At 63.1% G+C, this 13,262-nt stretch carries 11 protein-coding genes; 2 read left to right on the plus strand and 9 right to left on the minus strand.

Going from position 1 to position 13,262, the window contains the following annotated elements:
- Positions 1-78: 78 nt before the first annotated feature.
- From AB4Z38_RS20970 to AB4Z38_RS20980, 3 genes are read right to left on the minus strand one after another with little or no spacing between them, the layout of a single operon-like run.
- Complete coding sequence (locus AB4Z38_RS20970; RefSeq protein WP_284754116.1) at positions 79-1,431, minus strand: ABC transporter substrate-binding protein; 1,353 nt, start codon at positions 1,429-1,431, stop codon at positions 79-81.
- A 53-nt stretch (positions 1,432-1,484) separates the two neighbouring features.
- On the minus strand, positions 1,485-2,444 hold the full coding sequence (locus tag AB4Z38_RS20975; protein ID WP_441431486.1) for a carbohydrate ABC transporter permease: 960 nt from the start codon (positions 2,442-2,444) through the stop codon (positions 1,485-1,487).
- Between the two features lie 12 nt (positions 2,445-2,456).
- The gene (locus tag AB4Z38_RS20980) at positions 2,457-3,398 is read right to left on the minus strand and encodes a carbohydrate ABC transporter permease (RefSeq protein WP_234748694.1); all 942 of its coding nucleotides are present in this window, start codon (positions 3,396-3,398) and stop codon (positions 2,457-2,459) included.
- A gap of 227 nt (positions 3,399-3,625) precedes the next feature.
- On the opposite strand from AB4Z38_RS20980, the gene AB4Z38_RS20985 reads away from it, so the two are divergent.
- On the plus strand, positions 3,626-4,828 hold the full coding sequence (locus AB4Z38_RS20985; protein WP_441431487.1) for a Gfo/Idh/MocA family protein: 1,203 nt from the start codon (positions 3,626-3,628) through the stop codon (positions 4,826-4,828).
- Between the two features lie 14 nt (positions 4,829-4,842).
- Complete coding sequence (locus AB4Z38_RS20990) at positions 4,843-5,862, plus strand: LacI family DNA-binding transcriptional regulator (RefSeq protein ID WP_441431488.1); 1,020 nt, start codon at positions 4,843-4,845, stop codon at positions 5,860-5,862.
- Between the two features lie 192 nt (positions 5,863-6,054).
- On the opposite strand, the gene AB4Z38_RS20995 is transcribed toward AB4Z38_RS20990, so the two are convergent.
- The 6 genes from AB4Z38_RS20995 to AB4Z38_RS21020 form a co-directional block, all read right to left on the minus strand.
- A complete protein-coding gene (locus AB4Z38_RS20995; protein WP_441431489.1) occupies positions 6,055-6,834 on the minus strand; it encodes a DeoR/GlpR family DNA-binding transcription regulator in 780 nt (259 codons plus the stop codon).
- Positions 6,835-6,863: 29 nt separating this feature from the next.
- A complete protein-coding gene (locus tag AB4Z38_RS21000) occupies positions 6,864-8,984 on the minus strand; it encodes a beta-galactosidase (protein WP_441431490.1) in 2,121 nt (706 codons plus the stop codon).
- A gap of 5 nt (positions 8,985-8,989) precedes the next feature.
- Complete coding sequence (locus AB4Z38_RS21005; protein WP_441431491.1) at positions 8,990-9,901, minus strand: carbohydrate ABC transporter permease; 912 nt, start codon at positions 9,899-9,901, stop codon at positions 8,990-8,992.
- Positions 9,898-10,902: a carbohydrate ABC transporter permease gene (locus AB4Z38_RS21010; RefSeq protein WP_441431492.1), complete on the minus strand. Its 1,005-nt coding sequence runs from the start codon at positions 10,900-10,902 to the stop codon at positions 9,898-9,900. The genes AB4Z38_RS21005 and AB4Z38_RS21010 overlap by 4 nt, the downstream gene beginning before the upstream one ends.
- Before the next feature lie 14 nt (positions 10,903-10,916).
- Positions 10,917-12,233 (minus strand): ABC transporter substrate-binding protein, encoded by a 1,317-nt coding sequence (locus AB4Z38_RS21015; protein ID WP_441431493.1) that lies wholly within the window; start codon positions 12,231-12,233, stop codon positions 10,917-10,919.
- Between the two features lie 198 nt (positions 12,234-12,431).
- Positions 12,432-13,262 (minus strand): AMP-binding enzyme (locus tag AB4Z38_RS21020; RefSeq protein WP_441431494.1); only part of this gene is annotated, 831 nt, incomplete at its 5' end.

Below are 13,262 nucleotides of genomic sequence, written 5' to 3' on the forward strand. Positions count from 1 at the left end.
TGCGAGGGAGTGGAGAGTCCGGGCGCCGCCGTCAAAGGAGTGAAGCGGCGGCGCCCGGACTGGTTTCAGGGGCTGGTGTTACTTGAAGAGGTTATTGACCTGGTTGTTGGCATCGGAGAGGGAGCTGGCCGGCTTCTTGCCGCTCAGTACTGCGTCCATTGCGGGCTTCATGATGCCGTCAACTTTTGCAGCCTTGTCCGCGATGGGGAAGAGGAACGTGGTGCCGTCTTTGACCTGCTGGGTGAAAGCGGAGACGTCAACACCCTTGGCCGCGAAAGCCTTGGCGGCCAAATCCGAGGACGTGCTGATCGCCGGGAACACGACGGCCTTGTTGGCGACGACGTCCTGGCAAGCTGAGGAGCCGAGGTATTCGACCCACTTGGTGGCTGCTGCCGGGTTCTTGGTGCCGGCCCAGATGGAGTCGGCCAGGCCGTTGAACATGGACGCGCGCTTGCCGTCCGGTCCCGTCGGGGTGGGGGCGATGGCAGTCTGGATACCCTTGTATCCGGTGTACTGGCCGATCATCCACGAGCCGCTGGTGTTAATCGCGGCCTTGCCTGCACCGAAGTTGTCCGACACGCTGGCGCCAACCGTTGTCTCAAGTTTGGGCATGTAGCCCTTGTCCGCCAGTCCGGCCCACCAAGAGATGGTTTCCTGGAACTTGGGGTCGTCGTAGTTGAACTTGGTGCCCCACGGGTTCTTGTCGGTAGCGGTCCAGCCGGTAGTGGCCGCGAGGAAGCTCCACTGGGTCTGGCCCTGGCCGGAGCCGGAGGACTCCAAGCCCAAGCCGTAGACGGCCACGTTGTTCTTGTCGAAGCCGGCTTCGTCTCCGCGCTTGCCGTTCTTGTCTACAGTCAGGTGGGCGATGGTCTTTTCGTAGCTGCCGCCGTCCTTGGGGTTCCAATCCAGCTTGGCCATCTGCTCGGCGGTGATGCCGGCGGAGTCGGTCATGGCCTTGTTGTAGAAGAGGCTAATGGTGTCCCAGTCCTTCGGGAGGCCGTAGCGCTTGCCGTCCTGGCCCACCCAGAGATCGGCCAGGCCCTTGTTGTAGCTGTCCAGTTTGACGCCGTCCTTGGCTACGGCGTCGTCGAGGGCCAGCAGTTGCTTCTTGGAAGCGAACTCCGGGTACTTGGACAGGTGATCGGTGAAAACGTCAGGAGCGGTACCGGACACGAAGCCGTTGGTCAGGGTGGTCCAGTAATCGTCCCAGCCGCGCTGGGTGATTTTGACCGTGATATTCGGGTTGGCCTTGGTGAAGTCACTTGCGCACTGCTGGTAGGCCGGGAGCTGGTTGGCGTCCCAGAGCCAGTAGTTGATCTCGCCCTTGGCTTCGCTGGAGGCGGGGGCGGAGCCGCCACAAGCGGAGAGTGACAGCGCGGCCGCGACAGCGACGGTGACGGCAGCTGCGACGGTGCCAATGGATTTCTTCATGGTGGACCTTTCAGGGGTTGCGATGGAACGGGGCGGTGCTGGGGGAGAAAGAGCTACTTGATGCCGGAGAAGCCGATGGAGTTGACCACCTTCTTGCCGAAGGCGATGAAGAGGATCAGGACGGGCAGCGCTGCCACCAGGGTGGCGGCCATGAGTCCGCTCCAGTCCGGTGCACCTTGCGGGGACTGGGACTTGAAGACACCCAGGCCCACGGTGAGGACGCGGACGTTCTCGTCCTGGCCCACCAGGAGCGGCCAGAAGTACTCGTTCCACTGACCGATGAAGGTCAGCAGCGCCAGGGTGGCGAGGGGGGCTGCGGCGTTGGGGATCACAATCTGGAAGAAGATCCGGAGGTGCTTGGCGCCGTCGAGCATGGCTGCCTCTTCGACTTCACGGGACATGCTCAGGAAGAACTGGCGCAGGAAGAAGATGGCAAAAGGCGTCATGAACATGTAGGGCAACGCAAGGCCGGCGAAGCTGTTGAGCAGGCCCAGGTTCTTGATCATCAGGAAGTTGGGCAAGGCCGTGAAGATCGGCGGGACCATCATCGTGGCCAGGAAGATCGCGAAGACCTTGTTCCGCCCGGGCCAGCGCAGCCTGGAGAAGGCGTAGGCTGCCATCGCACTGAAGAACACCTGGCCTGCCGTGGTCATGGTGGCAAAGATGATTGAGTTGCGCAGGTACAGCCAGAAGTTGATGGCGGCGCCGGAACCGCCCTCGGCAATGGCTTGCTCGGGGCTTTGGAGCCCCAGGACACGCTGGAAGGCGCCCCAGCTGAAGTCTGCAGGGAGAAGGTTGCCGGCGTTCGAGGCCAGTGAATGATTGCTGGACAATGCCGTCCGGATCATCCAGAGGAAGGGGGCAACCGTGACGGCGACGGCGATGACGACGAGGGTCCAAGCGCCTGCGCGGCGCCAGTTGAAGGGTTTCGTGCGGGTGCGGCGCGACTGCGGGGAGCCGACAACGGCGGTGGCGGACTCGCGCAAACGGCGGGAATTGGTGGAGGTACTCATGGCAGGGTTTCCTTAGTCCAGGTCCGTCTCGTTGCCCTTGAGGAACTTCATCTGGATGAAGGCCACCAGGGCGAGAATGATGAAGAGAATCACGGACAGGGCTGATGCGTAGCCGAAGTCGGACTCGCCGAAGGCCTTCTGGTAGATGTACATCTGGATCACCCGGGACGCGTTGATCGGTCCGCCGCCGGTAGTCACGGCCACGGTGTCGAAGACTTGGAAGGAACCGATGACGGTGACCACCAGGACCAGGACCAGCACGGGGCGCAGGAGCGGCATGGTGATGCTCCAGAAGGTCCGGGTGGGGGACGCGCCGTCAAGGTTGGCTACTTCGTAGACGTGGTTGGGGATGGACTGGAGCCCGGCGAAGATCAGCAGGGCGGTGTATCCCATGTGCCGCCAGACGTTGACGAAGGCGATGGTGGGAATGGCCCACTGTTCGCTGCCGAAGAAGGCAACGCGGGGAAGGCCCAGCCAGCTGATGACCTCGTTGACGATGCCTAGTTGGTAGTCGAGCATCCAGAACCAGAGCAGCGCAACGATGACGTTGGCCACAAGGAACGGGAGCAGAAGCGCGCCCCGGATGAAGGTTGATTTGGCCACGCGATGCATAAGCAGCGCGAGTCCGATGGCGATGACGGTCTGGAATCCGATGTTCAGTGCCACGTACTGGACCGTGACGGCCATGGCGTTCCAAAACAGATCGTCGCTGAAAATTGCTGTGTAGTTCTTGATGCCGATCCAGGTGGGATCACCCAGGATGCTGTACTCGGTGAAGCTGAGGTAGATGCCCCGGATGGTGGGGATGAGGAAGAAAACTACAAAGCCGATCAACGCCGGAAAGATGAAGAGCAACGCGATCTTCAGGTCACCGATACGCCGAATGCCGAACCTGCTTGGTTTGCCCGATTGGGGCGGTGCGGCATGCGCCGCTGGTTTGGTAAGGGTGGTCATCTTCGACCCTTCCTGACTGTGATGTGGGTTACAACTGATGAGAATCTACACGAGTAGATATGAAGGGGTCAAGTAAATCTGTGAAGTTTTGTTCGATTATTTTGGATTTCTTGCGTTTTGTTGACTCGAGTAGATCCCGGTGATTCACTGGCCTGAGTCACTCGTCTAGCCGCTCCCGGCGCGGCGAGGACATTCTGAAGCCACCTACATGAATCGAAGGGCTAACAATGACGTTTTCAATGGGAGTAGTAGGCCTTGGCCAGTTCGGCGGCCAATTTGCCCACCTCTTCAAGCTCCACCCCGGGGTTTCCGCCGTCTACGCGGTGGACGAACTCCCGGAACGGGCGTCCAAAGCCGTTGAACAGCTGGGGCTCGACGGCACCATGGGCAGCTTCGACGAGTTGCTGGCCTCCGACGTCGACGCCGTCGCCATCTTCACGCAGCGCTGGACACACGGGCCGTTGGTAATCAAGGCGCTGCGCGCCGGGAAGCACGTCTATTCGGCTGTTCCGATGGCAATCTCCGAGGAGCAAATCGCCGGAATCATCGACGCCGTGCGTGAAACCAAGCTTGTTTATGCCATGGGAGAGACCAGCTTCTACAACCCCGCCACCGTCTATGCCCGCAAGCAGCACGCCGCCGGCAAGTTCGGCCGCATCTTCTACACCGAAGGCGACTACGTCCACGACATGGACCTGGGCTTCTACGAGGCCTACCAATACAGCGGCGGCGAAAACTGGAAAGCAACCGCCAGCTACCCGCCCATGCTGTACCCCACGCACGCCATCGGTGGCGTGCTGGGTGCCGTGCCTGGACATGCCGTGAGCGTCAGTTGCATCGGCGTCAAGGACGATCGCGGCGACGGCGTCTTCGACAAGGAAGTCAGCATGTTCGACAATGACTTCTCCAACGCCACGGCGCTGTTCGAAATGAACGACGGCGGCGTGATGCGGACCAACGAGATGCGCCGCGTGGGCTACCCGTCGCACATCCGTGAATCGCGCTTCCGCTTCTTCGGCACGGAGGCAAGCTTTGAACAGTTGGCCACCACCACGCTGTGGCAGGACAAGACGGGGGTCCTGGATGTCTCGGACCAGGTGGAGACCAAGCCGAGCATGTCGGCCGATGACCCCTCGTTGGCGGATGTCGCGCCGGAGCTTCGCGGCGCGTTCATCTCCGGCCTCGCTCCGGTGCACGACGCCGGCCGGCTCCCCGTTGAATTCGAGGGAGCTCCCACAGGGCACGAAGGCAGCCACCAGTTCCTGGTGGACGACTTCGTCACGGCCGTGAACAAAGGAAGCCTTCCCCCGGTCAACGCCTGGGTGGCCGCGCGCTTCACACTCCCCGGCGTCGTGGCTCACGAGTCCGCGCTCCGCGGTGGCGAACGGCTCCCCATCACGGACTTTGGAGATGCCCCCGAGGCTTTGTAGCTAGCATGATCACCATGACTACTTCGGCAGTGCACACCCCGCGCGGACCGGTGACGCGCAAAGACGTGGCCCGGTACGCCGGGGTGAGCACCGCCGTCGTGAGCTATGTGGTGAACGGCGGCCCCAAGAAGGTGGCCCCGGCGACGGAAGCGAAGGTCCAGGAAGCCATCCGGATCCTGGGGTACCGGCCGAATGCCGCCGCGCGTGCGCTCAAAATGGGGTCCAACCAAACCCTCGGCCTCGTGATTCCGGACTCCAGCAATCCGTTCTGGGCGCTGCTGGGACACGCCGTCGAAGTGGCTGCCGCCGAGCGCGGATATGCCCTGTTGTTGACGAACTCCGACAACAAGCTGGACTCCGAACGTCGCCACATCCGTAACCTCGCCGCCCGTCAGGTAGATGGCGTGGTCCTGGCAAGCGTCATGTTTGAACCCGATTTACTGGAGCTCTTCGGCGCGGAAATCCCCTCGGTCCTGTTGAACCATGCCTCGATTGCTCCCGGGTTCAACAGCGTAGGCGTGGATCTTGAAGCCGGAGCCCGCCTGGCCGTGGAACATTTGATCGGCCACGGCCACACCAACATCGGACTCGCCATGGGCATCACGGCCGACAACGAGGCCGATGGGCGCGAGGAGGGGTGGCGGCGGGCGCTCGAAGCTGCCGGACTCCCTGTTGGGCCGCTCGCCCGCGGCGGGTTCGACCGCCCCGGGGGCTACGCTGCCGGACAACGCCTCCTGGCCGCGGACAACCGCCCGACGGCGATCTTCGCCAGTTCGGATATGCAGGCAATCGGGCTCCTGCGGGCAATCCGCGAGGCCGGCTTGTCCGTTCCGGACGATATCGCCGTGGCGTCCTTCGACGGCTCTGTCGAGGCCGAATACAGCTGGCCTGCCCTGACCACCGTGGAGCAGCCGGTCTGGGAGATGGCAGAGGCCGCAGTGTCCGCGCTGGTGGGCGAGAATCGAAACGAACCCCCGCAGCACAGGGTCTTCCCCACCCAGCTCCGCATCCGGCAATCGTGCGGGTGCCCGTAGGCCGTTCCCAGCCCAACTAGTCCCCACCGCCACCCTCGCCTCGCAAGTCCCCACCGGCTCCCAGCCTTCGCAAGCTCAGGCAGGGACCCTCGCCGATGGGGCCCCACGGCCAGGGAACCCTGGCGGCGTGGGCCCACGCATTTGTTGTCGTTTTGAGGGCTCATAACGACAACAAATGCGAGCTAGTTGGGCTCAGGGCGTGGCGATCCTGAGCTTCCCGACGCCGTCAGCGAGAATGCGCCGGGCATCCTCTCCGAGATGCGAATCCGTCACGAGCACGTCAGCTTCCTCCAGCTGGGCAATCGAGGCGATGCCCACCGTTCCCCACTTGCTGTGGTCCGCCAAGACCACTACGTTGCGGGCCGCACTGATGAAGGCCCGGTTGGTTTCGGCTTCCTGCAGGTTTGGCGTGGTGAATCCGGCGTCCGCATCCATGCCGTGGACACCCAGGAACAGGGTGTCCAAGTGCAGTTGCTTCAGTGCGGCCGTGGCGATGGGACCCACCAAAGCGTCCGACGGCGTGCGCTCTCCACCCGTCACGATGACCGGGAAACCCTCCCGGGAACCCGAGGCATTGTGGAAGAGATCAGCAATCCTGATGGAGTTCGTCACCACGGTGATCCGCGGGCCCTCCAGGAGTACCTTGGCGAGCTCGTAGGTGGTGGTTCCGGCGCTCAAGCCCACGGCCATGCCCTCATGGACCAAGGTGGCCGCCTCGACGGCGATCGCGTGCTTTTCCTCGATCAACTGGGTCGATTTCAGCTCAAAGCCGGGCTCGTGGGTCCGGGCATCGCCGGGTATCTTGGCACCGCCATGGATACGCTCGACGAGTCCGGATTCCTCAAGCGACTCGATGTCGCGCCGAACGGTCATGGCTGAGACGCCCAGTAGTTGCGCGAGGTCCGAGACACGGACAACCCGTTCACGCTGGACGGCGTCGACTATGGCGGTGTGGCGGGCTGCCTGAAGCATCGGAGCCTTTCTGGAGGGACGGCGGGTGGTTAGGCGGGAGTGGCGACGACGGCGACGCCTCCGGCAGTAAGGTTTAGCGTACCTCCGGTGGCGGTTCCGCTCAGGAGCTCGACGCCGTCGAGCGGCACCTCCACGTCCTGCGCGCTGTGGTTGATGACGAAAGTCCAGTCCTTGGTGCCGTTGCTCCGGCGGACGATTTCCACGTCTTCCGGAGGCTGAACGCCCATGACCGCCTCCACCCCGGCGTCCGAGCAGAGGAGCTGGACCAGTTCGGCCAGTCCCGCGCGGCCCAGACTCGTGGCGACGTAGTAGGCGGCACCGCGTCCGGCGGAACCCGCCCGGCGGGTCACTGCCGGCGAGCCGTCGACGCCGGTGCCCGCGCCGCTTGTGCCCGCGCCGCTTGTGCCTGCGCCGCTTGTGCCTGCGCCGCTTGTGCCTGCGCCGCTTGTGCCTGCGCCGCCGTCGAACGTGGCCAGAACCTCCGCCCCGGTTGCCTTACCCAGCTCGCTCCAGACCGTCCCGGAGCCGAAGCGGCTCAAGCCCACGGCATCGTCGGAACGCAAGGGGAAGAATTCCTCAATGCTCACGCCGAGCAGTTCAGAGAATGCCCCGGGATAACCGCCTCCGTTGACCGGGTCCATGCGGATGTGGTCGTTTTCGTCAACGATTCCGGAGAAATAGGTGATCACCAGGGTTCCGCCGGCTTCGACATACTCGTGGAGCTTTGCCGCGCCTTCATCCGTGACCAGGTACAGCATGGGCGCGATCACCAGTTTGTAGCCGGAAAGGTCATCGGTGCTTTGCCGGATGTCCGTGGTGACGCCGGCCCGGTAGAGGGCGTCGTGCCAACGCCTCGTTTCGGGCACGTTCCGTGCGTCCTCGCTGGGGTGCGAGTCCAGTTCGGTGCCCCAGCGGGCGTCGGTGTCGTGGATGATGCAGGTTTCGGCCTGGACCGTTGAGCCGGCCACCTCCGAAATGCTCTCGAGCGCACGGCCCAGCTCCACCACTTCGCGCCACACTTTGCTGTCGCGCCCGGCATGGGGGACCAGCCCGGAGTGGTATTTCTCGGCCCCGGCGCGGGAGGCCCGCCATTGGAAAAACAACACACCGTCGGTTCCGCGCGCCACGTGCTGCAGGGAGTTGCGCAGCATTTCGCCCGGCGCTTTGGCCACGTTGCGGGGTTGCCAGTTCACTGCCGAGGTGGAGTGTTCCATCAGGAGCCATGGCTTGCCCTGTGCCCAGCCGCGGGTGAGGTCCGCCGTCATGGCCAGTTCCTGGAAGTTCCGTTCGTCGGCGGCAATCAGATAGTGGTCATTGGACACGACATCCATGTGCCCGGACCAGCGCCAGTAGTCCACAGGGGCGTTCAGGCCCATGTTGAAGCCCATGAAATTGGTGGTCACCGGGTGCTTCGAATTGGCCTTGATGATGTCTGCTTCTGCGGTGAAGCACTCAAGAAGGGCATCGGAGGAGAACCTCGCGAAATCCAGTTGCTGCGTGGGGTTCACCCACGTTCCGGAGCGGCGCGGCGGCAGGATCTCGGCCCAGTCGTAGTAATGCTGGGACCAGAAGGCCGTGCCCCAGGCCTCGTTGAGCGCGTCCAGCCCCCCGTACCTGGCCTGGAGCCATTCCTGGAAGCCACGCTCCGCGTGGGGGCCGAAGTCCGGTTGGTTGTGGCAGCCGTACTCGTTATGGACATGCCACATCACGACGGCGGGGTGCCCCGCGTAGCGCTGAACGATCGCCGTCGTCAGGGCTGCTGCCGCCCGGCGATAGTCCGGCGAGCACGCCGCGAAGGCCTGGCGCGAACCATAACTTTGCCGGACGCCGTCGGCATCCACCGGGAGTGAATCGGGGTACTTGCGGCTGAACCAGGGCGGGGGAGAAGCGCTCGCGTTCGCGAGATCCACACTGATGCCGTTCGTGTGGAGCAGGCCAAGGATCCTGTCCAGCCAGCCGAACTCATACCGTCCTTCTTCGGGTTCGAGGAGGGCCCAACTGAAGATGCCGACACTGACGAGGTTCACTCCGGCTTCCTTCATGAGGGCGACGTCGTGTTTCCAGACCTCTTCGGGCCATTGTTCGGGGTTGTAGTCACCGCCGAACGCGATCCGGCCGCCCAACTTGTCGACGATGTAGTCCATTGCCATGCGTTTTATCCTTTGCTGGAACCGAGGGTGAGGCCGGCCACGAATTGGCGCTGCAGCACGAGGTAGATGATCAGGGTGGGAATCACAGTGATAGTGGCGCCGGCCGCCAGGAGGTTGTAGTTGCTGAGGAACTCGCCCTGCAGGTTATTGATGGCGGTAGTGATCGGCAGCCGGCTACCGCTTTGGATGAAGAGCAGCGGCCAGAAGAAATCGTTGTAGATGAAGATGACTTCGAGGGTTCCGAGCGCCGCGAGGGCGGGCCGGCACAGCGGCAGGATGATGTTCCAGTACTGCCGCCAGATCCCGGCGCCGTCCACCAGTGCGGCCTCCGTCAGGTCGGACGAGAGGGCCTTCATGTAGTTGGAAAGCACGAACGTGCAGAAACCGATCTGGAACGCCGTGTCCACGGCGATCACCGAGATGTAGGTGTTGAGCAGGTTGCCGGAATCGCTGAATGAGTAGGGCAGCGTGACATGTTTGAACATCTCGAACAACGGGGCCGCCAGGACCTGCGGGGGCAGGAGGTTGCCGGCCGTGAACATGATCAGGAGGGTGACGTTGAACTTCCAGCTCACCCTGGAGACGGCAAATGCCATCATCGAAGCAAAGAACAGGGTCAGGAGCACCGAGGGGACAGTGATGATCACCGAGTTCAGGAGGTACTTCGAGAATCCGCCTTGGGTCCAGGCCGTGATGAAGTTGTCGAAATTGAAGGTGCCGCCCAGGCTGAAGTAGCCGTACTTGTCCGTATCCGCTTTGGGACGTAAAGCCGTGAACAAGGACCAAACCAGCGGAATCAGCCACATGATTGCCATGACGGTCAGGAAGATATGGGTCCCGTAGTGGCGCTTGCCGGAGTTCACGTTGACGGCCGCGGCTCCGGCGGTGCTTGGGATGGGGTTGGCGAGGGTGCTCATGCCTTGCTCTCCTTGCCGAAGGTGCGGATGAGGTAGAAGACGATGGGGATCAACGAGATGACCAGGAGAATCACTGCGAGGGACGAGCCGACTCCGATTACTTGGCCTTCGCCGATCAGGTTCTGGATCACCAGGGCGCTGATCAATTCAAGGCCGTTGGTCCCTCGGTTGATGACGTACACAATGTCGAAGGCGCGCAGTGACTCGATGATCGTGATCACCACGATCACGATGTTCACGGGGCGCATTGCAGGGAAGACGATGCGGAAGAACGTCTGGGCCGCGTTGGCGCCGTCGATCGACGCCGCTTCCCTCAGCGAGGGGTCAACGCCCTTGAGCCCGGCCAGGTACAGGATCATGACGTAGCCCGCGTGACGCCATGTTGCCGCAACCATGGCCGCCCAGATGTTGACGTTCGAGTCTCCGAACCAGTCAACGGCCTGCGGCGTGCCCGCTGTGCCCAGGAGGTAGTTCAGCAGCCCGCTGTCCCGATTGTAGAACAGCTGCCAAATGATGCCGATGAGGGCCAGCGACAACATGACCGGCGTGAAGAAGATGCTCTGGTAGATCTTGCTGCCGCGGATCTTCTGGTCCAGGAGCACTGCCAGCAGCAGGCCGAGGGGTGTTGCGATCAGGGCCAGGAAGACGAGCCAGAGGACGTTGTGTTGGATGGCGGGCCAGAACGGGGGATAGTCCTGGACCACATAGTGGTAGTTGTCCGTCCCTGCGGCCTTGATGTCCTTCAGGTCCAGGCCGTTCCAGCGGGTGAAGCTCAGGGCAATGGAGAAGAGCGTGGGCAGCCAGACCAGCAGAAGTTGGATCAGGGTAGGCAGGCCGACCATGATCGCGAGGATGAATTTGTCGCGGCGGGTGAGGCGGCGGACCCTGCCTGCTTTGCCGGTCCGCCTGCCGGTGCCGGGCTGGCTTTTTCCGGCCGTGGTTCGTCCGGCAGCACCGGGTTCGCTGTCCGGTGCTGCCGGTTTCTCGGCGGTAGTACTCATGGGGATTCCTTCAGCTACTGGGCTGCGTAAAGGGTCTTTGCCTGCGCTTCAAGGTTCTTGACGTCCACGGAGCCGTCCTTGATGAAGGACTGCAGCGCGGGGATCATCACGTTGTTGGCCATGGCAGGGAGTGCGTCCCGGTCCAGGAACTGGCTGATGTACTTGGCATTGGCGATGGTGTCCGCGCACTTCTTGTTCAGCGGGGTGAACTTTGACGTGTCCGCGCCCTTGACGGTGGCGATGTTGGAGCCATCCACGGCCGAGTAGGCGTTCTGCCCGTCGGCGGATCCCATGAACGCCAGGAAGTCGTGTGCTGCCTTGTTGTCGCCGCCCTTCTTGGAGAGGAGCAGTCCGTCGATGGGGGCTTCGACGGCGTCGGTGCCTTCCACGGCGATTTCCGGGAACGGGAAGAAGTCGATGTCCGCCAGCACAGCGGGATCCGTGAATTGCTGGGTCACAAACGAACCCAACAGGTACATGCCGGTCTTCTTGGCTTCGAGGGCCTTGGCCGCGTCCTGCCACGTCTGGCCGAGGGCATTGGGGTCTTGGAACGGCAGGAGGGCCTTCCAGGTGTCGAAGACGTCGCTGACCTTCTTCTGGTCCCAGCTTTCCTTGTGGGCGGTAAGGTCCACGTGGAATTGGTAGCCATTGAGGCGCATGTTGATGTAGTCGAAGGTGCCCATGGCCGGCCAGCCGTCCTTGTCCGCGAATCCGATGGGGATGATGCCGTCGGACCTCATCTTGGTGGCCAAGGTCTTCAGCTCATCGAACGTCTTGGGGACTGCGTAGCCCTTTTCGGCCCAGAAGCTCTTCCGGTAGAAGAATCCCCAAGGGTAGTTGTAATTGGGGACCAGGTACATCTTGCCGTCCGGCCCGGTGGAGGCCTTCTTCATTGCGTCGGAGAAGTTGCTTCCGATCGTTGCCCACACGTCATCCACGGGAGCCAGGAGGCCCTTGCCCGCGTAGTACTGCATGCGGTAGCCGGCGAACCAGGTGAAGGCATCGTCGGGGCTGCCCTGGAGGTAGGAGTTGATCTTGTTCTGGAAGTCGTTGTGGGGAACGACGTTGGTGGCCACCGTGATGCCGGACTTTTTGGTGAAGGCATCCGTGACGGCTTTGTAGGCGGCCTTGGGAACATCGTCCGAGGAACCCGAGCCGAAGGTCAGGCTGCTCGAGGAGGCTCCGGGAGCCGGCCCGGATCCTCCGGTGCAAGCAGCCAGCAGCGGAATGCCGGCGAGCCCTGCGGCACCGATACCGAGTGTTTTCAGGATGGTGCGGCGTCCAGGGCCGGCATTGTGGGCCGACTGGAACGGGTCAAGATTCGCTGCCATGTTCTCTCCCTTGAAAGCGTGGTGCTTGTGAGTTTTCTCACGTAGAACTCGACTATAACCGCTCAAAAGAGAACATGAAAGCACTAAATATAACATTCTTGCGACGGGGGGGTTTAAGACAGAAGCGGCGGTCCTCCGTGGAGAGAACCGCCGCCTTAGCCTGCTGGCCTGAGGGGCTTTGCTTGTTTGGGGCAGAGCCTACTTCTTCAGCGACTCGGCGATCCGGGCCATGATGGTGGGGTCGGAGAGGGTGGTGGCGTCGCCGGGGTCGCGGCCTTCGGCGACGTCTTTGAGGAGGCGGCGCATGATCTTGCCCGAGCGGGTTTTGGGCAGTTCGGGGACCACGAGGATGTGCCGGGGTTTGGCGATGGGCCCGATTTCCTTGCCGACGTGGTTGCGGAGTTCGGCGATGGTGGCGTCGCCGCTGTTGACGGCGTCCCCGCGCAGGATGACGAACGCGACGACGGCCTGGCCGGTGGTTTCGTCGGAGGCGCCGACGACGGCGGCCTCCGCGACGGACGGGTGGGAGACGAGGGCGGATTCGATTTCGGTGGTGGAGAGCCGGTGCCCGGAGATGTTCATGACGTCATCGACCCGGCCCAGGAGCCAGATGTCCCCGTCGTCGTCTTTCTTGGCCCCGTCGCCGGCGAAGTACATGCCCTCGAAGCGGGACCAGTAGGTTTCCTTGAACCGTTCCGGGTCCCCCCAGATGCCGCGCAGCATCGCCGGCCAGGGTTCGCGGACCACGAGGTAGCCGCCGTGCCCGTCCGGGACGGAGGCCCCGGCCTCGTCCACGACGTCGATCGCGATGCCCGGCAGCGCCACCTGCGCGGAGCCCGGCTTGGTCGCGGTGACCCCGGGCAGGGGGGCGATCATCTGGGCGCCGGTCTCGGTCTGCCACCAGGTGTCCACGATCGGGGCAGGGTGTTCCTTCTTTTCCCCGTTGTTGCCGGCGTTGGAGCCGATGACGTCCCGGTACCACATCCAGGCCTCGGGGTTGATCGGCTCCCCCACCGAGCCCAGGACCCG

The sequence above is a fragment of the Arthrobacter sp. 2RAF6 genome (genome assembly GCF_052115205.1).
In the GTDB taxonomy this organism is placed as follows: Bacteria; Actinomycetota; Actinomycetes; order Actinomycetales; family Micrococcaceae; genus Arthrobacter.

Coding starts and splice junctions, on each gene's coding strand:
- AB4Z38_RS20970 (WP_284754116.1), bottom strand. CDS start 1,431: ATGAAGAAATCCATTGGCACCGTCGCAGCTGCCGTCACCGTCGCTGTC.
- AB4Z38_RS20975 (WP_441431486.1), bottom strand. CDS start 2,444: ATGAGTACCTCCACCAATTCCCGCCGTTTGCGCGAGTCCGCCACCGCC.
- AB4Z38_RS20980 (WP_234748694.1), bottom strand. CDS start 3,398: ATGACCACCCTTACCAAACCAGCGGCGCATGCCGCACCGCCCCAATCG.
- AB4Z38_RS20985 (WP_441431487.1), top strand. CDS start 3,626: ATGACGTTTTCAATGGGAGTAGTAGGCCTTGGCCAGTTCGGCGGCCAA.
- AB4Z38_RS20990 (WP_441431488.1), top strand. CDS start 4,843: ATGACTACTTCGGCAGTGCACACCCCGCGCGGACCGGTGACGCGCAAA.
- AB4Z38_RS20995 (WP_441431489.1), bottom strand. CDS start 6,834: ATGCTTCAGGCAGCCCGCCACACCGCCATAGTCGACGCCGTCCAGCGT.
- AB4Z38_RS21000 (WP_441431490.1), bottom strand. CDS start 8,984: ATGGCAATGGACTACATCGTCGACAAGTTGGGCGGCCGGATCGCGTTC.
- AB4Z38_RS21005 (WP_441431491.1), bottom strand. CDS start 9,901: ATGAGCACCCTCGCCAACCCCATCCCAAGCACCGCCGGAGCCGCGGCC.
- AB4Z38_RS21010 (WP_441431492.1), bottom strand. CDS start 10,902: ATGAGTACTACCGCCGAGAAACCGGCAGCACCGGACAGCGAACCCGGT.
- AB4Z38_RS21015 (WP_441431493.1), bottom strand. CDS start 12,233: ATGGCAGCGAATCTTGACCCGTTCCAGTCGGCCCACAATGCCGGCCCT.